This window comes from Janthinobacterium sp. 67 (assembly GCF_002797895.1).
Classification (GTDB): Bacteria; Pseudomonadota; Gammaproteobacteria; order Burkholderiales; family Burkholderiaceae_D; genus Janthinobacterium.
This window is the reverse complement of sequence record NZ_PGES01000001.1, coordinates 4,760,241-4,777,783: the sequence shown is the minus strand read 5'-3', so window position 1 is coordinate 4,777,783 and position 17,543 is coordinate 4,760,241. Positions and strand designations below refer to the sequence as shown.

General features: G+C 63.7%; 13 protein-coding genes. 9 read left to right on the top strand and 4 right to left on the bottom strand.

Features of this window, described 5'->3' with window-relative positions; genetic code table 11:
• Nucleotides 1-7: 7 nt before the first annotated feature.
• Nucleotides 8-1,114, bottom strand: coding sequence for an S-(hydroxymethyl)glutathione dehydrogenase/class III alcohol dehydrogenase (locus CLU90_RS21410; RefSeq protein WP_035824324.1), 1,107 nt, complete (start codon nt 1,112-1,114; stop codon nt 8-10).
• 210 nt (nt 1,115-1,324) lie between these two features.
• Here CLU90_RS21410 and CLU90_RS21405 point away from each other — a divergent pair, with 210 nt between their 5' ends.
• The 3 genes from CLU90_RS21405 (at nt 1,325) to CLU90_RS21395 (ending at nt 4,196) form a co-directional block, all read left to right on the top strand.
• Nucleotides 1,325-2,773 carry a PQQ-dependent sugar dehydrogenase gene (locus CLU90_RS21405; RefSeq protein WP_100428875.1) on the top strand — a complete coding sequence of 483 codons (1,449 nt, stop codon included), beginning with the start codon at nt 1,325-1,327 and terminating at the stop codon, nt 2,771-2,773.
• A gap of 132 nt (nt 2,774-2,905) precedes the next feature.
• The gene (locus CLU90_RS21400; RefSeq protein ID WP_034753479.1) at nt 2,906-3,349 is read left to right on the top strand and encodes a thioesterase family protein; all 444 of its coding nucleotides are present in this window, start codon (nt 2,906-2,908) and stop codon (nt 3,347-3,349) included.
• A gap of 55 nt (nt 3,350-3,404) precedes the next feature.
• Entirely contained in the window at nt 3,405-4,196 is a 792-nt protein-coding gene (locus CLU90_RS21395; protein ID WP_157808875.1) for a substrate-binding periplasmic protein, read from the top strand.
• Between the two features lie 17 nt (nt 4,197-4,213).
• Here the strand turns inward: CLU90_RS21395 and CLU90_RS21390 are convergent, their stop codons facing one another.
• On the bottom strand, nt 4,214-4,717 hold the full coding sequence (locus tag CLU90_RS21390; protein ID WP_092718883.1) for a DUF3016 domain-containing protein: 504 nt from the start codon (nt 4,715-4,717) through the stop codon (nt 4,214-4,216).
• 434 nt (nt 4,718-5,151) lie between these two features.
• Here CLU90_RS21390 and CLU90_RS21385 point away from each other — a divergent pair, with 434 nt between their 5' ends.
• On the top strand, nt 5,152-6,663 hold the full coding sequence (locus tag CLU90_RS21385; RefSeq protein WP_092718880.1) for a DUF3369 domain-containing protein: 1,512 nt from the start codon (nt 5,152-5,154) through the stop codon (nt 6,661-6,663).
• Nucleotides 6,664-6,823: 160 nt separating this feature from the next.
• Here CLU90_RS21385 and CLU90_RS21380 read toward each other — a convergent pair whose 3' ends face one another.
• Entirely contained in the window at nt 6,824-8,770 is a 1,947-nt protein-coding gene (locus CLU90_RS21380) for a GAF domain-containing sensor histidine kinase (protein WP_100428873.1), read from the bottom strand.
• Nucleotides 8,771-8,955: 185 nt separating this feature from the next.
• On the opposite strand from CLU90_RS21380, the gene CLU90_RS21375 reads away from it, so the two are divergent.
• The 5 genes from CLU90_RS21375 to CLU90_RS21355 all read left to right on the top strand — a co-directional run bounded on the left by CLU90_RS21375 (nt 8,956) and on the right by CLU90_RS21355 (nt 16,650).
• Nucleotides 8,956-10,503 (top strand): C13 family peptidase, encoded by a 1,548-nt coding sequence (locus CLU90_RS21375; protein WP_100428872.1) that lies wholly within the window; start codon nt 8,956-8,958, stop codon nt 10,501-10,503.
• Nucleotides 10,504-10,545: 42 nt separating this feature from the next.
• A complete protein-coding gene (gene czcI / locus CLU90_RS21370; protein ID WP_092718872.1) occupies nt 10,546-10,914 on the top strand; it encodes a cation efflux protein, CzcI family in 369 nt (122 codons plus the stop codon).
• Nucleotides 10,915-11,005: 91 nt separating this feature from the next.
• Nucleotides 11,006-12,238, top strand: coding sequence for a TolC family protein (locus CLU90_RS21365; protein ID WP_157808874.1), 1,233 nt, complete (start codon nt 11,006-11,008; stop codon nt 12,236-12,238).
• A gap of 10 nt (nt 12,239-12,248) precedes the next feature.
• On the top strand, nt 12,249-13,454 hold the full coding sequence (locus CLU90_RS21360) for an efflux RND transporter periplasmic adaptor subunit (protein WP_100428871.1): 1,206 nt from the start codon (nt 12,249-12,251) through the stop codon (nt 13,452-13,454).
• 25 nt (nt 13,455-13,479) lie between these two features.
• Nucleotides 13,480-16,650, top strand: a complete 3,171-nt coding sequence (locus CLU90_RS21355) for an efflux RND transporter permease subunit (protein WP_100428870.1) — start codon at nt 13,480-13,482, stop codon at nt 16,648-16,650.
• A 275-nt stretch (nt 16,651-16,925) separates the two neighbouring features.
• Here the strand turns inward: CLU90_RS21355 and CLU90_RS21350 are convergent, their stop codons facing one another.
• On the bottom strand, nt 16,926-17,435 hold the full coding sequence (locus tag CLU90_RS21350) for a hypothetical protein (RefSeq protein WP_077399117.1): 510 nt from the start codon (nt 17,433-17,435) through the stop codon (nt 16,926-16,928).
• Between the last annotated feature and the right edge of the window lie 108 nt (nt 17,436-17,543).

Here is a 17,543-nt window from a genome sequence, read left to right as displayed (position 1 = left end):
AATACGATTAATACAGGACCACGGAACGGATCGATTCGCCGCTCTTCATCAGGTCGAAGCCCTCATTGATGCGTTCGAGCGGCAAGCGGTGCGTGATCAGGTCGTCGATATTGAGCTTGCCTTCCATATACCAGTCGACGATCTTCGGCACGTCCGTGCGCCCCCGCGCGCCGCCGAAGGCCGAACCGCGCCATTCGCGCCCCGTCACCAGCTGGAATGGGCGGGTGGAAATTTCCTGCCCGGCCGCCGCCACGCCGATGATGAACGATTTGCCCCAGCCCTTGTGCGTGCACTCGAGCGCCTGGCGCATCAGGGTCGTGTTGCCCACGCATTCGAACGAATAATCGGCGCCGCCGTCCGTCAGCTGCACGATGGCGTCGACGACGTTTTCCACTTCGTTCGGATTGATAAAGTGGGTCATGCCGAACTTGCGGGCGATGGCCTGGCGCGCCGGGTTGATGTCGATGCCGATGATCTTGTCGGCGCCGACCATCTTGGCCGCCTGGATCACGTTCAGGCCGATGCCGCCCAAGCCGAACACGGCCACGTTGGCGCCCGCTTCCACCTTGGCCGAGAACAGGACGGCGCCCACGCCGGTGGTGACGCCGCAGCCGATGTAGCAGACCTTGTCGAACGGCGCGTCTTCTCGGATCTTCGCCAGGGCAATTTCCGGCACGACGATGTAGTTCGAGAACGTGGAAGTGCCCATGTAGTGGAACAGCGGCTGGCCGTTCAGGGAAAAACGCGAGGTCGCATCCGGCATCAGGCCGCGGCCCTGCGTGGACCGGATGGCCTGGCACAGATTCGTCTTTTGCGACAGGCAGAACTTGCACTGGCGGCATTCCGGCGTGTACAGCGGGATGACGTGGTCGTCCTTTTTCAGGGTCGTCACGCCCGGGCCCACGTCGACGACGACGCCGGCCCCTTCATGGCCGAGGATGGCAGGAAAAATGCCTTCCGGATCGGCGCCGGACAGGGTGTAGTAATCGGTATGGCAAATGCCCGTGGCTTTCAGCTCGACCAGCACTTCGCCGGCGCGCGGGCCGGCCAGGTCGACTTCTTCGATGGTCAGCGGGGCGCCCGCCTTCCAGGCAATCGCGGCTTTGGTTTTCATGGGTATCATTCCTGCTGGGTTTCAGATGCGCCATTATCGGGCCGCTACGAATGCGGTGGCGCAGCTGGCTCCGCGCTTGTCTGAAAACGCGGCGCATTTGTCCGATGGCGCCGCACGTTTGCGCCAGCACAAACCTGCAGGCAGCAAGACGCGCATTCTTGGCACAGGCTCCCTCGAGTCGCCGTTGCGCCGTTCCCGCAGGAGACTGACATGCGCCATATCCTTTCCCGCTCTCCCCGAGCCTGGCTGGCCCTGCTGCTGGCATGCTGTTTGGCCCTGCTGTCCGCCTGTGGCGGCGGCGACGACGATCCAGCGCCCGGTACCACCACCGGCAGCCTGGCGCTCGCCATCGGCGGCTTGCCGGCCGGCGTGGCGGGCGCCGTCACGGTCACGGGACCTGCGTCGTACAGCAAGACATTGACGGCAAGCACCACCTTGACGGACCTGGCGCCCGGCGCCTACACGATCAGCGCGGCCAGCGTGGCGCAAGGCACGGGGACCTTGGCGCCCACGCCCGTCACGCAGCAGGTGCAAGTCAATGCGGGAGCGACGGCCAGCGCCAGCGTCCTGTATGCGGCAGCCACGCCGCTGGCCCTGGGCCTGCAGGAAGTAGCCAGCGGCTTGAGCGTGCCCATCTTCCTCACGGCGCCGCCCGGCGACAGCCGTTTGTTCATCCTCGAACGGGCCGGCCGCATCCGCGTGGTGCAGAACGGCAATCTGCTGGCCGCACCTTTCCTCGACATCAGTACGCTCACCAGCACCAGCGGCGAACGGGGTTTGCTGTCGATGGCCTTCCATCCGCAATACGCCAGCAATGGCTATTTCTTCCTGTATTACACCGACCTGGCCGGCAATATCGTCATCGAGCGCCGCCAAGTGTCGGCCGGCAACGCCAACGTGGCCGATCCCCTGTCCGCGCTGACCATCCTCACGATTCCCCACCCCACGTTCAGCAACCACTACGGCGGCCTGCTCAGCTTTGGCCCGGACGGCTATCTGTATGCGGGCACGGGCGACGGCGGCGGCGCGGGCGACCCGCCCCGCAATGCGCAAAACACGAATGTGCTGTTAGGAAAGCTGCTGCGCCTGGACGTCAGCGCCAGCACGGTGGCCCAGCCGTACGCCATCCCATCCGGCAACCCGTTTACCACGGCGGGCGGCCGCCCTGAAATCTGGGCCTACGGCTTGCGCAACCCGTGGCGCTACGCCTTCGACGTGCCGGCCCAGTTGCTGTACATCGCCGACGTGGGCCAGGCCAACCTGGAAGAAATCGACGTGCGCCCCGTGGGGCAGGCGGGCAACAACTATGGCTGGAACATCATGGAAGGCACGCAGTGCTACAACAGCCCAGGTTGCAGCCAGGCGGGACTGGTCTTGCCGGCCATCGAATACGGCCACGATACGGCCGGCGGCTGCTCGATCACGGGCGGCTATGTGTACCGCGGCACGGCCATGCCGGAACTGGCGGGGCAGTACCTGTTCTCCGACTACTGCAGCGCCTGGCTGAAAAGCTTCAGCTACAGCAATGGCACGGCATCGGCCGTGAAAGACTGGGGCATCGCAAACGTGGGCAATATCCTGTCGTTCGGCCAGGATGCGCAAAACGAGCTGTACATGCTGAGCGGCACGGGCAAGGTGTACCGCATTGTCCGTCAATAAGCGTACGCAACCAGACATGCGTCAGTGCAGCGGACCCGCGCACGCGGCAGAGGGTGTTTTTCGACGGGGCGCGGGGAACCGGCTAGAATTGGTTTTTTCCGTCGCGCCCTGCGCCCAGCTCAAGAGAACACCATGGCCCGTTTGAAACTTGAATTTCCCGAAGACCAGTACTGCTATTCCTCGCAACTGACGGTACGCACGACGGACATCAATGCCGGCAACCATCTCGGCAACGATTCCATGATTTCCATGATTTCCGAGGCGCGCGCCCGCTTCCTGTTCGAATATGGCGTGCGCGACATCGAAGCGGACGGCACCGGCATCATCGTCACCGACCTGGCCACCACCTACCGCGCCGAAGCCCATGCGCGCGACCAGCTGCTGTTCGAAGTGGGCGTGATGGATTTCAATAAATATGGCGGCGACATCACTTTCCGCATCACGCGTCCGCGCGACAACACCCTGATCGCGATGGCCAAGTCCGGCTTTGTCTTTTTCAACTACAAGCGCAGCCAGGTCGTGCCCATGCCGGAAGAATTTGGCAGCAAGTTCCCACAGGTGAACTGGATCGATTAGCTCGCCATGCCGCGATGCTGTATGCTTGCCAGGAAGACATTGAATGTGGAGCGGCATGCAATCAGTAATTACGGCAAGACGATGCCTGGCCCTGGCCCTGGCGCTGCTGGGCACCTTGCCGCCCGCCCTGGCCACGCCGCAGACCGTCATCCTGTACGGCGACGACGACTACGCGCCGTACAGTTATGTGGAAAGCGGCGTGTTCAAGGGCATGTATATCGACATCCTGCGCCAGGCGGCCGACGCGATGCCCGGCTACCGGCTGGAATTGCAGCCGCGCCCCTGGAAACGGGGACTCGACGCGCTGGAAAAGGGCCAGGTTTTCGGCCTGTTTCCACCGGGGCGCAAGGCGGAACGCTCGTACGTGGAGCCGTATTCGGCCATGCTGCACCGCGAATCGGTGGTGCTGTTCTGTCATGACGCCGTCATGCGCACGCCGCGCACGCATTTCCCCGCCGACTTTGCGGGCCTGACCATCGGCGTCAACACAGGGTTTTTATTGTCGGAAAAGCTGATGGCACCCGCCCGCCAGGGACTGCTGCGCCTGGAGGCGGCCAAGGGCAATGAAGCGAACCTGAAGAAACTGGCGCTGCGGCGCATCGATTGCTACGCCAGCGACCGCGGCGCGGCACGCCATACGGCGCGCCAGCTGCAAGGCGAACTGGCCCGCTACGGCTTTCAACTACACGAAGTGCTGGAACTGTCGTCCGAAGCCACCTACATCGCCTACAGCGCGCGCAACACACCCGTCTACAAGGCCGATTTCATCGAGAAGATGAATGCCGCCCTGCTCGCCATGCGGCAGAACGGCGAGCTGGCGCGCATCGAAGGCGCTTACCTGCACTGAACGCCGCGCAGCGGCGCTTATTTGCGCGTATGACGCTTTACCTTGACGCCAAAGGTATCGGAAAACCAGTCATCGATCATCAGCTTTTCATAGCGCAACTTTTCAGTGCTGAAGTAAGGATTGATACGGCTCAGGTACGACATGTCGGACAGGGCCGCGTCGCCGCTGCTGATGACCTTGCCATCCTGTTCCAGCACATAATGCAGGCGCATGCGCGGCCAGTCGACCCGGCCATTCATGACACGGATATCCTGGCCCGCACGCAGGGAAGGATTTTCACGTCCCGCCAGATCCACGTCCGTGACGTCGATTTTCAAGGTGCGCCCTGGCGGCAGCGCCGCGCCCAGCTTCTCGAAATGCCGGGTCAGCTCCTTGAGCACGTCTTCCCGCTCGTGCGGATCGAACGGCACATCCGTGAATTGATCCGGCTTGCTGAAATGCACTTCGGTTCCTGCCCAGGCCGCGCTGCTGGCCAGCAAGGCCAGGCCGGCGATCAAGGCGCGCGTCGTTTGCTTTTGCATGATGTACCCTTTCAGGAGATATGGGTGGCATGGCGCCACTTCTTATGCCTGTCCAATATAGCGCGCTCCAGCCGATTGTGACGCTCAATTCATACCTTGTTACTTTTTCGGCTGGCCGTCGGAAAGGCGGAGCAGCGTATTTTTTTGCGGATTCCATGGCAATATTAACTAAAACAAAGTATTGTCTTGAAAATATAGTTGCCTAAGCGATAAAGTATAGATAGTGTCGGCAGCATGCATTTAAAGTGCTTTTTTGGCACGCGTGTTGCATGATTTTAGTCAATTGTTCTTGCTTATTGTTAATACTTAGCTGTCAGTCTACAATCGACAAAATGCGCCCGAAAAACGCGCAACGCCGGTATGAGCGCACAGGAATTCCTGGCGCGGGCGTCTCAGCATTGCGTCAGTTATGCCTTTTAGCGGAACTCGTCCTTATGTCATTTTTGTCTTCAGCATCGCCCAAGTTACCTCCCTGGAAAGTCCTGCTCGTCGACGATGAACCCGACATTCACGACATCACCAAACTGACGCTGAGCCGTTTCCGCCTCGAAGGGCGCGCGCTGAGCTTCGTGCACGCCTACAGCGGCGCCGAAGCCAAGCAGGTGCTGGCGCGCGAAGAAGGCATCGCGCTGGTCTTCCTCGACGTGGTGATGGAGCGTGAAGACAGCGGCCTGGAAGTGGCGCGCTGGATGCGCGAAGACTTGGGCAACCAGTTTACGCGCATCGTGCTGCGCACGGGCCAGCCGGGCCAGGCGCCGGAAGAGCGGGTGATCGTCAACTACGACATCAACGATTACAAGGAAAAGACGGAACTGGACCGCACCAAGCTGTTCACCACCACCTTTGCCGCCCTGCGCGCCTACCGCGACATCATGAAGGTGGAAGAAGCGCGCCAGGCACAGCTCCATTACCGCGAAGGCCTGGAACGGGTCATCGCCGCCTCGGCGCACATTTTCAAGCAGCGCAACCTGCGCGACTTCGCCAGCGGCCTGCTGCAGCAAGTCGTCGCCCTGCTGCGCCTGGAAACGAGCATGCTGCTGCGCCTGCGCGGCGCCAGCGCCATCACGGGCGAGCAGGACTATGAAATCCTCGCGCAGATCGGCGACCATGAAGCCGATGGCGGCATCCTCAGCCCGTCCCTGCTGTCGCAGCTGGACGACGCGAAGAGCAACAAGATCTCGCGCTTGCACGGCGACACCTATGTCGGCTATTTCCCCAACAGCAGCGGCAAGGCCTCGCTGCTGGTCTTGAAAGGCGTGGAAGAAATCTCCGACCTCGACGCGCAATTGCTGGAAGTATTCTGCTCGGGCGTGGCGATCGCCTTCGACAACATCCTGCTGACGCAGGAAATCACCGATACCCAGGCCGAGCTGATCCTGCGCCTGGGCGACGTGGTCGAATCGCGCTCGCACGAAGGCGGCAACCACGTGCGCCGCATGGCCGAAGTGTGCCAGCTGCTGGCGCAGGCGTCCGGCATGTCGGAAGAGGAAACGATGGTGCTGCGCCACGCGGCGCCCATGCACGACATTGGCAAGATTTCCACGCCCGACGCCGTGCTGTTGAAACCGGGCAAGCTCGATGCGGCAGAGTGGGAAATCATGAAGCAGCATCCGACGGTGGGCATGTCCATCCTCGACGGCTCGCAGCGTCCGCTGTTGAAGGCGGCCGCCGTGATCGCCCACCAGCACCATGAAAAATACGACGGCAGCGGCTACCCGCAAGGCCTGGTGGGAGAAAACATCCACAAATACGCGCGCATCGCCGCCGTCGCCGACGTTTTCGACGCCCTCATGCACAAGCGCTGCTACAAGGACGCCTGGCCACTCGAGCGCGTCGTCAGCTACCTGCGCGAAGTGAGCGGCAGCCACCTCGATCCGCAGTATGTCGAGTTGCTGATTGCGAATCTGGATGAGGCGCTGGCGTTGAATCAGCGTTTCCCGGATTAGCATGCGTACGTCGGATTACGCGGCTGCGCCGCTAATCCGACCTACGTGGCTTCGGCCCAAGCCCCCAGCACGGGCACTCCGGGCCAATCCGGCCCGCCGTTTTTAGGTTTTCAAGGACACATCATTGAAACCGCCGCCGGCGTCGGATTACGCGCAAGCGCTAATCCGACCTACGTGGCTCCAGCGGAAAACGTATCTTGTAATGCAATCCCATCCCCGGCGCGCTGACCACCTTCACCGTCCCGCCCAGCGGTCCCGTCACCAGGTTGTACAGGATGTGCGCACCAAGTCCGCTGCCGCCCGAGCCCCGCTTCGTCGTGAAGAAGGGGTCGAACAGCTGGCCCAGGGTGGCGCTGTCCATGCCCATGCCGTCGTCGCTGTAGTCAAGTTCCAGCATCTCGCCCACCGTCCTGGCGGACAGCTTGATCTTGCCCGGTTCGCCTTCGGCAAAGCCGTGCACCAGTGAATTGACCACCATGTTCGTGACGATCTGCGAGACGGCGCCCGGATAGCTGCGCAGCTGCACCTCGGGCGCGCAATCGATCTCCACATTCACCGGTTTGCCTTTCAGCTTGGGCTGCAAGGACAGCAGGATTTCATCGAGGTATTTGCGCAAGTTAAAGCTGCGCAATTCGTCCGACGACTGGTCCACGGCCACCTGCTTGAAGCTGCGCACCAGCGCCGCGGCGCGCTGCGTGTTCGTCGTCATGATGCGCAGGGTCTGGTCGATGATGTCGAAGAATTGCCGCAAGCCGTCCTCGTCGAGCTGGCCGCCTTCCAGGTCTTCGCGCGTGAGTTTCAATTCCTGTACCAGGTGGCTGGTGGCCGTCACGCAGATACCCAGCGGCGTATTGATTTCATGCGCCACGCCCGCCACCAGGCGCCCCAGGGACGCCAGCTTTTCCTGGCGCACCAGTTCCGACTGCGCTTCCTGCAAGGCGCTCAGGGCGCTGTTCAGGGCCGCGTTCTGTTCTTCCAGCGCTTCCTTGGCCTGGCGCATGGCGCTGTCGGCCTGGATGCGGGCCATCGCCACGGCCACGTGGCTGGCCATGAAGGCCAGCACGTCCAGTTCCGCCTGGCCATACACGACGGATTCGTCGTAGCTTTGCACGATGATCACGCCATATTTGCGCTCGCCCAGCAGCATGGGCGCGCCCATCCAGCTGGCGATGCCGACATTGCCCAGCGGCTCGTCCATCTCGCCGCTGGCCACCAGCGCCGCATAGCTGCTGGCGTCCAGCAGGCAAGCCTTGCGGCGCGCCAGCACGTACGAGCTCATGCCGATGCCGTAATGAAAGCGCTTGACGGGCGCCTGCGCATCCTTCTCGTCGACGAAATACGGGATCGTGATGTCCTTGTTGTCCGGGTGGTACAGGGCGATGAGGAAATTCTTGGCCGTCACCAGTTCGCTGATGATGGCGTGCAGGCGCGCGTACAGGGTCGTCGCGTCGGCCGCCTGCGCCGACAGGTTGGCGATTTCATACAGCGCATGCTGGAGGTTTTCCGCGCGGCGCCGCTCGGCCACCTCGTGCGCCAGCAGGGCCGTGCGCTCCTGCACCGCCTTTTCCAGCCGGTCCATGCTTTGCATGCCTTGCAGGGCGCTCGACACGTGCGTGGCGATCAGCGCGAACAGGGCCTGGTCTTCCAGGCTGAAGCGGTGCTGCGCGTCATAGCTCTGGATGACGATGGCGCCCAGCACCTGGTGCTGCTGGTCCAGCAGCGGGCAGCCTATCCAGTGCTCGGCCGCCGTGCCGCCGCCCCAGGCGCCGCCGCCGATGGCGCGCATGGCGTCGTCATCGGCCGTCATCACCAGCTGCTTGCGGTTGACGATGACCCATGCCGTGGGCGACTGCGCGGCGCTGGCCAGGCGCACGCCCACGTCCGGGTCGGGCGCGGCGTCGAATTCGTCGACAAAGTAGGGAAAGCGCACGAGGCCGTCGTCATGGTCGCTGAGCGCCACGTAAAAGTTCGCCGCATACATGATGCGCCCCAGCGCCGCATGCACCGCCTGCAGGAATTCGCTGATATCGCTGCAGGTGCTCGAGCGCTGCCCGATTTCCAGCAACACGGTTTGAACGGCTTCCAGGCGGCTGAGACGGCTTTCCATGGGTGGCTATGTACCTTGTGCAAGTATATGTTCTGAAAATCAATATTATCAGTTCAGCCCCGCCTTGGCACGGCATAAAACGCAGAATCTTGCCTTGAGGCAGAGCAACACACACTACGCGCGCATTTGCCACCTTGGCGATACAGTGGCAGACTAGGCCCCTTCCTACAGACCAGACCGTCCTCATGACCGCCACGCTACGCGCCTCGCTTCGCCCCTACACCCTCGCCGGCCTGCTGGCCTTTGCCGCGCTGGGCATGCCGCCGCTGTGCGCCGCGCCAGCCAAGGCGCCGGCGGCGGAAACGGCCGATGGCGGGCGCTATTTCGGCCCTCTCGTCGATGGCAAGATGCACGGCCAGGGCCGGCTCGAATACGCGAGCGGCGCGTTTTACGAAGGGGGCTTCGCGCGCGGCGTGTTTTCCGGCCAGGGCAAGCTGCGCCAGGCTTCGGGCGTCGAATACACGGGCGCCTTCCGCCAGGGCGCCTTCAACGGCATCGGCCGCTACACCTCGCCCAAGGGAGAAATCTATGCGGGCAGCTTCGTCAAGGGCAGCTTCGAGGGACAAGGCCGCTTCCAGGGCGCCGACGGCGCCACGTTCGAAGGCCATTTCAAGCACTGGCGCCCGCACGGCGCCGGCAAGCTGACCGACACGGACGGCACCGTCTTCGAAGGCGACTTCGTTCAGGGCCAGGTGCAGGGCAAGGCCAGGGTCACCACCAGCGACGGCATCCACTACGAAGGCGAGCTGAAAGACTGGAAATTCGAAGGCGAAGGCGTGCTGCGCACGGCCGACGGCGACGAATACCGGGGCGGCTTCAAGAATGGCCAGTTCGACGGCAAGGGCGTGCTGCGCTACGCCGTGGCGCAGGCCGATGGCCGGCGCGAAGACAGCGGCAACTGGACGGAAGGCCAGCTGGACGACCCGGCCCTGGACAAGCTCACGCGCGACAATATCGAGCTGGCCCTGTACAACCAGCGCACCCTGCTCGACGGCGCCCTGGCCCGCATCGCGCCGCGCGATGCGGCAAAGAAAATCAATCTGTATCTGCTGGGCGTGGCCGGCGATGGCGCGCAGGAAGTGTTCCACCGCGAAACGGCCTTCGTGCAGCGCCAGTTCGACCGCGATTACGGCACCACGGGCCGCTCATTGATGCTCGTCAACAGCCGCAACACGGTGGCGCAGCAGCCGATGGCCACGCGCACGAGCATCGCCGCCAGCCTCGACGCCCTGGGCGCGAAGATGGACACGCAGAACGACATCCTGTTCCTGTTCCTCACCAGCCACGGCTCGCCCGAGCACGAACTGGCGCTGGCGCAAAACGGCATGGACTTGCACAGCCTGCCCGCGCAGGAGCTGGCCACCATGCTCAAGCACAGCGGCATCCGCTGGAAAGTCATCGTGATCTCGGCCTGCTATGCGGGCGGCTTCATTGCGCCATTAAAAGACGACAATACCCTCATCATCACGGCCGCGCGCAGCGACCGCACCTCGTTCGGCTGCGACGACCAGAACGATTTTACCTACTTCAGCGAAGCGTATTTCAAGGAAGCCTTGCCCAAGAGCGCCGGCTTTGCGGAAGCCTTCGACAAGGCCAAGGTGCTGGTGCAGGCGCGCGAAGCGGCCGATTTCCGCGAAGGCGGCATGGAGACGGAAGAGCATTCCGAGCCGCAGCTGTTCCAGGGCAAGGCCATCGCCGCACAGCTGAAGGCGTGGCGCGCCCAGCCGCGTTAAGCACGACACGGCCTTCTTTCTTTCTGTACAATAGCCGTCACCATGCGCCGATTCTTCCTCATTTTGCTGCTGTTCGTGCTTCCGCTCCAGATGTCCTGGGCAGCGGCGAGCGCGTATTGCCTGCACGAGGAAGGCAAGGCGGCGCAGCACCTGGGCCACCACAGCCACCAGCACAAGGCGGATGCGGACAAGCAGCCTGCCGGCGACAAAAAAGTGGCGGACCAGCAGAAAAAAGGCCAGCCGCACAGCGATTGCAACGTCTGCCACGGCATCGGCCACGCGTGGCTGCCGGCCGGCTCCAGCCTGCCCGTCGGCGACACGGCCTCCGTGAACGCGGACACCTCCCCCTTCTTTTACGCTTCCCACATCCCGGACGCTCCCAAGCGCCCTGACTGGTCGTCGGCCATCTAGGCCGACGGGACGTTTCAATCACTTTTCGCAGTAAGCCAGGCGAGAGCCTGCGCGTCCCGTCGAATTTTTTTCCATGTTTTTGGAGAATTCGATGCACCGATTCATTTTCTTGCTTTCCGCTGGCCTGTTGTCCGGCAACTTCGCCCACGCGCAATCCAGCCTGGAAGCCGCCGCGCCCCTGACCCTGCCCGCCGCGCTGGCCCTGGCAGAAGGCGGCAACGCCAACCTGTCCGCCGCCCGCCACGAACTGGCGGCGCAAGGCGGCGCCCTGCAACAGGCGCGCGCCCTGCCCAATCCGGAACTGCAAACCGTGCTGGAAGACACGCGGCGCGCCACGCGCAGCACCACCGTGCAACTGAACCAGCTCATCGAACTGGGCGGCAAACGGGGGGCGCGCGCCGCCGTCGCCCAGCGCGGCGCAGACCTGGCGCAGGCGGGCCTGTCAATGCAGCAAGCCGACACGCGCGCCGCCGTCACGAGTGCCTTTGTCGACGTGCTGGCCGCGCAGGAAGGCTTGCGCCTGGCCGACAGCGCGCAAGCCCTGGCCGCGCGCGCCAGCGACATCACGGCCCGTAGAGTGACGGCCGGCAAGGCTTCGCCCGTCGAGGAAACCCGCGCCAGGGTCGCCGAAGCGAGCGTGCGGCTGGAGCTGAACCTGGCCCGCAGCACCCTGGCCAGCGCGCGCAAGCGCCTGGCCGCCCTGTGGGGCAACGCCACGCCACGCTTCAGTGTCGCCGAGGGACGCCTGGAAACCTTGCCGGAGCTACCCCCGGCCAGCGAACTGGCCGCGCGCGTGGCCCAGGCGCCGGCCGTGCGCCAGGCGCAAAGCGCGCTGGCCCAGCGGCAAGCCATGCTGGACGTGGAACAGCGGCGCGCCACGCCCGACGTCACCGTCAGCATCGGCATGAAGCGTTCGGAAGAGCTGGGCCGCAACCAGGCCATCATCGGCCTGGCCCTGCCGCTGCCCCTGTTCGACCGCAATGCGGGCAACAAACTCGACGCTCTGCGCCGCAGCGACAAGGCCAGCGACGAGCTGGCCGCCGCGCGCATCGCCGTGCAAACGGACGTGGCCGCCGCCACCGAACGCCTGGCCACGGCCCGGCTCGACGTGGAAAGCTTGCGCCAGGATATTTTGCCCGGCGCGCAGAGCGCCTACGACGCGGCCAGCAAGGGCTTCGAGTTCGGCAAGTTCGCCTTCCTCGACGTGCTCGATGCCCAGCGCACCTTGCTGCAAGCCAAAAACCAATACCTGCGCGCGCTGACGGAAGCGCAGCACGCCGCCGCCGACATCGAGCGCCTGCTGGGCGCCCCCGCCTCCCTGTAAGGAATCCAACATGAATATCACACTCGACAAAAAACAGACAATCGCCATCGCTTCCATCGCGGCCGCCGGCATCGTGCTGGCAATCCTCATCCTCGGCACCGGCAAGTCCAGCGCCCCTTCGGTCCCTGCCGCCAAGGCGGAAGCACATGCGGAAAAGAAAGGCGAACACGGCCACGAAGAAGTGGAAGGCAAGCTGGAATTGACCGCGGCGCAAAGCAAGGCAGCCGGCGTCGTCATCGCCACGGCTGCGCCTGGCCGCATCAAGACGACGGTCGCCCTGCCCGGTGAAATCCGGTTCAATGAAGACCGCACGGCCCATGTCGTGCCGCGCCTGGCCGGTGTGGTCGAAACGGTGCAGGCGGACCTGGGCCAGTTGGTGAAAAAGGGACAGGTGCTGGCCGTCATCGCCAGCACGGAATTGTCGGAACAGCGCAGCGCATTGCTTTCCGCGCAGCGGCGCCTGTCGCTGGCCCGCTCCACGTATGAGCGCGAGGAAAAACTGTGGCGCGAGAAAATTTCGGCCGAACAGGATTATCTGCAGGCCCAGCAGGCGTGGCGCGAAGCGGAAATCGCCGTGCAGAATGCGCAGCAAAAGCTCAGCGCACTGGGCGCCACGAGTACCAGCAAAGGTCCGCTGAACCGCTATGAGATCCGCGCGCCGTTCGACGGCATGGTGCTGGAAAAACACATCACCCTGGGCGAAGCCGTCAAGGAAGACGCGAACATCTTCGTCATTTCCGACCTGTCGACGGTGTGGGCGGAAATCGCCGTGCCGGCCAAGGACCTGGCCACCGTGCGCGTGAATGGCAAGGCGGAAGTGAAAGCCAGCGCTTTCGACGCCAGCGCGCAAGGCACGATCACCTACGTGGGCGCGCTGCTGGGCGAGCAGACGCGCACGGCCAAGGCGCGCATCAGCTTGTTAAACCCCGACATGGCCTGGCGCCCGGGCCTGTTCGTCACGGTGGAAGTGGTGTCCGGCGAAGCGGACGCGCCCGTCACCGTGCACAGCACGGCCATCCAGACGGTGGAAGACAAGCCCGTCGTCTTCGTGCAGGTGAAAGATGGCTACCAGGCCACGCCCGTGGTGCCGGGCCGCAGCGATGGCACATTGACGCACATCAAGCAGGGCCTGGCCGCCGGCACGCCGTATGCGGCGCAAGGCAGTTTTGTCCTGAAGTCCGAGCTGGGCAAGGACTCCGCCGGCCACGAACACTGATCACGTCAAAGCTAAGGAAACCATCATGTTTGAACGCTTGATCCGCTTCGCCATCGACCAGCGCTGGCTGGTGATGCTGGCCGTCGCCGCCATGGCGGGCCTGGGCATCTACAGCTATCAAAAGCTGCCCATCGATGCCGTGCCCGACATCACCAATGTGCAGGTGCAAATCAATACCCAGTCCGCCGGCTATTCGCCGCTGGAAACCGAGCAGCGCGTCACCTTCCCCATCGAGACGGCAATGGCCGGCTTGCCGAATCTGGAACAGACGCGCTCGCTGTCGCGCTATGGCCTGTCGCAAGTGACCGTGATCTTCAAGGATGGCACGGACATTTATTTCGCGCGCCAGATGATCAACGAGCGCTTGCAGGAAGCCAAGGAAAGCCTGCCTGCCGGCGTCACGCCGAAGATGGGCCCGGTTTCCACGGGCCTCGGCGAAATCTACCTGTGGACGGTGGAAACGGAACCTGGGGCGAAAAAGCCGGACGGCACGCCGTACACGCCGACGGACTTGCGCGAAATCCAGGACTGGATCATCAAGCCGCAGTTGCGCAACGTCACGGGCGTGACGGAAATCAATGCCATCGGCGGCTACGCCAAGCAATACCAGGTGGCGCCGTATCCGGAAAAACTGGCCGCCTACGGCATCAGCCTGCAAGACGTGGTGACGGCGCTCGAGCGCAACAACAGCAACGTGGGCGCCGGCTACATCGAAAAGCAGGGCGAGCAATTGCTGATACGCGCGCCGGGCCAGGTGGCGTCGAAAAGCGACATCGGCAACATCGTCGTCGCCAACGTGCAGGGCGTGGCGATCCGCATCCGCGACGTGGCCGACGTCGTGCTGGGGCGCGAGCTGCGCACGGGCGCGGCCACGGAAAACGGCCGCGAAGTGGTGCTCGGCACGGTCTTCATGCTGATCGGGCAGAACAGCCGCGCCGTCTCGCAGGCCGTCGATAAAAAGATGGTGGAGATCAACCGCAGCCTGCCCAAAGGCGTGCACGCCGTCACCGTGTATGACCGCACGGTACTCGTCGACAAGGCCATCAATACGGTAAAGAAAAACCTGCTCGAAGGCGCGGTGTTGGTGATCGCCATCCTGTTCCTCTTCCTCGGCAATATCCGCGCGGCCGTCATCACGGCCATGGTGATTCCGCTGGCCATGCTGTTCACGTTTACGGGCATGGTGCAATACCATGTCAGCGCCAACCTGATGAGTCTGGGGGCGCTGGACTTCGGCATCATCATCGATGGCGCCGTCGTGATCGTGGAAAACTGCGTACGCCGCCTGGCCCATGCGCAGCAGAAACTGGGACGGCCGCTCACCTTGCAGGAACGCTTACACGAAGTGTTTGCCGCATCGCAAGAAGCACGCCGCCCCCTGTTGTACGGCCAGTTGATCATCATGGTCGTGTACCTGCCCATCTTTGCGCTGACGGGCGTGGAAGGACGGATGTTTACGCCGATGGCCTTGACGGTCGTCATTGCCTTGCTGGGCGCCATGCTGCTGTCGATCACCTTCATCCCGGCCGCCGTGGCGCTGTTCATCGGCGACAAGGTGGCGGAAAAGGAAAATACCATCATGCGCGCCGCCAAGCGCTGGTATGCGCCGCTGCTGGACAAGGTCATGCGCAACACGCCCGTCGTGTTGACGGGTGCGGCCGTGGCTGTCGTGCTGTCGGGCTTGCTGGCAACGCGCATGGGCAGCGAATTCGTGCCCAGCCTGAACGAGGGCGACATCGCCATCCAGGCCCTGCGCATTCCCGGCACCAGCTTGAGCCAGTCGCTGGCCATGCAGCAGCAGCTGGAAAGCAAGCTCATGGCAAACCACCAGGAAATCGCGCGCGTGTTCGCCCGCACGGGGACGGCCGAGATCGCGTCCGACCCCATGCCGCCGAATATTTCCGATGGCTACATCATGCTCAAGCCCCGCAATGCATGGCCGGAACCGGGAAAATCGCGCGAGCGCTTGCTGGCGGAAATCGAAGCGACGGCCACCAGTTTACCGGGCAACAACTACGAGTTTTCCCAGCCGATCCAGCTGCGCTTCAATGAACTGATTTCCGGCGTGCGCAGCGACGTGGCCGTGAAACTGTTCGGCGATGACATGCTTGTCCTCGACAGTACGGCGGCGAAGATCGCCGGCGTGCTGGGCAAGATTCCCGGTGCGACGGAAGTGAAGGTCGAGCAGACGACGGGTTTACCGATGCTGACGGTGCAGATCGACCGCGAGCAGACGGCCCGCTACGGCCTCAACATCGCCGACGTGCAGTCGGCGATCGCCACGGCCATCGGCGGGCAAGAGGCCGGCACCCTGTTCCAGGGCGACCGCCGCTTCGACATCGTCGTGCGCCTGCCCGACAGCCTGCGCAGCGACCTCGAGCAACTGAAACGCCTGCCCATCGCCCTGCCCCTGGGTGCGGCGGCGGAAGGCCGCGCGCGCTTCATCCCGCTCGGTGAAGTGGCCAGCCTGCAAGTGGCGCCGGGACCGAACCAGATCAGCCGCGAAGACGGCAAGCGCCGCATCGTCATCAGCGCCAACGTGCGCGGGCGCGATATCGGCTCGTTTGTTGCGGAAGCAACGCAACAGCTGCAAGCGCAAGTGGCCATTCCCGCCGGCTACTGGACCAGCTGGGGCGGCCAGTTCGAGCAGCTGCAATCGGCCACGAAACGCCTGGAACTGGTAGTGCCCGTAGCCTTGGCCCTCGTCTTCGTCTTGCTGTTCGCCATGTTCGGCAACGTGAAGGATGGCGTATTGGTGTTCAGCGGCATCCCGTTCGCCTTGACGGGCGGCATCGTCGCCCTGTGGCTGCGCGACATCCCCATGTCGATCTCGGCGGCGGTCGGCTTCATCGCCCTGTCCGGCGTGGCCGTGCTGAACGGCCTCGTGATGATCGCCTACATCCGCCAACTGCGCGAACAGGGCATGCCCTTGCACGATGCGATACGCGAAGGCGCGATCACGCGCTTGCGGCCCGTCCTGATGACGGCGCTGGTGGCCTCGCTCGGTTTCGTGCCGATGGCGATCGCCACGGGCACGGGCGCCGAAGTGCAGCGTCCGCTGGCCACCGTGGTGATCGGCGGCATCCTGTCGTCGACGGCGTTGACCTTGCTGGTGCTGCCGCTGTTATACCGGCTCGCGTATCGCAGGAAAGAAGAGGAGGCAGGTCGGATGAGCGTGGCCGAAGGGCACTCTTAATCCGACACATTGTTGGCGCTGGTGGCGTCGGATTACGGCCTTTCAGGCCTAATCCGACCTACGCCCTGCCGCTGCTGTACCGGCTGGCGTATGCCGCAAGAGGCAGGTCGGATGAGCGTGGCCACAGGGCACTCTTAATCCGACACATTGTTGGTACCGGAGGCGTCGGATTACGCCCTGCCGCTGCTGTACCGGCTGGCGTATGCCGCAAGAGGTAGGTCGGATTAGCGCGCAAGCGCGTAATCCGACACATTGTTGGCTCTGGTGGCGCCGGATTACGGGCGGCGGTAGCCGCCCTCGATCCAGTTCGCGGCGGACGTCGCATTGAACTTGAACGCGGCCGAGGTGCGCACCTTGGCGATCTGTTCGCCGTCGGCGTCGTAGGCGCTCAGTTCCGCGTACGGGTGGTCTTCGTCGGGGACGATGTCGAACATCACCTTGATCTGCCCCTCGTCGGTGGCAACGAACAGGTTCTTGTGCAATTGCGCATGCAGCTGCTGCTCATGGCGGCGCAGCACTTCCGAGGCCGTCTTGACCAGCGTGTTGAAGGCGTTGACGTCGAGCGGCTTCGGGTTTTTCTTGTCGCGGCCCATGGTCCACGGACCCACCAGCGCCGGCTCCGGTTCGCCATCCTTGATCATGGCCACGGCCCAGCCTTCATCTTCCTCGTTCTTGATCACCCTCGCCGTCCAGCCATTGCCTACCCACAGGCGCGGCTCCTGGATCGGGGCGTCATTGTCCTGCTCGGCTGCTTCGTCGGAAAAGTCGGGGAAATCGGTACTCATGGCGGTGCTCGTGATGGAAGGTCGGGGCTAGCATGATAGTCGAAAACGCCCGCCCGTGCCGCATCGCCGACAGCGAAACGGCACGTCATACGGTACCAGCCGGCCTGC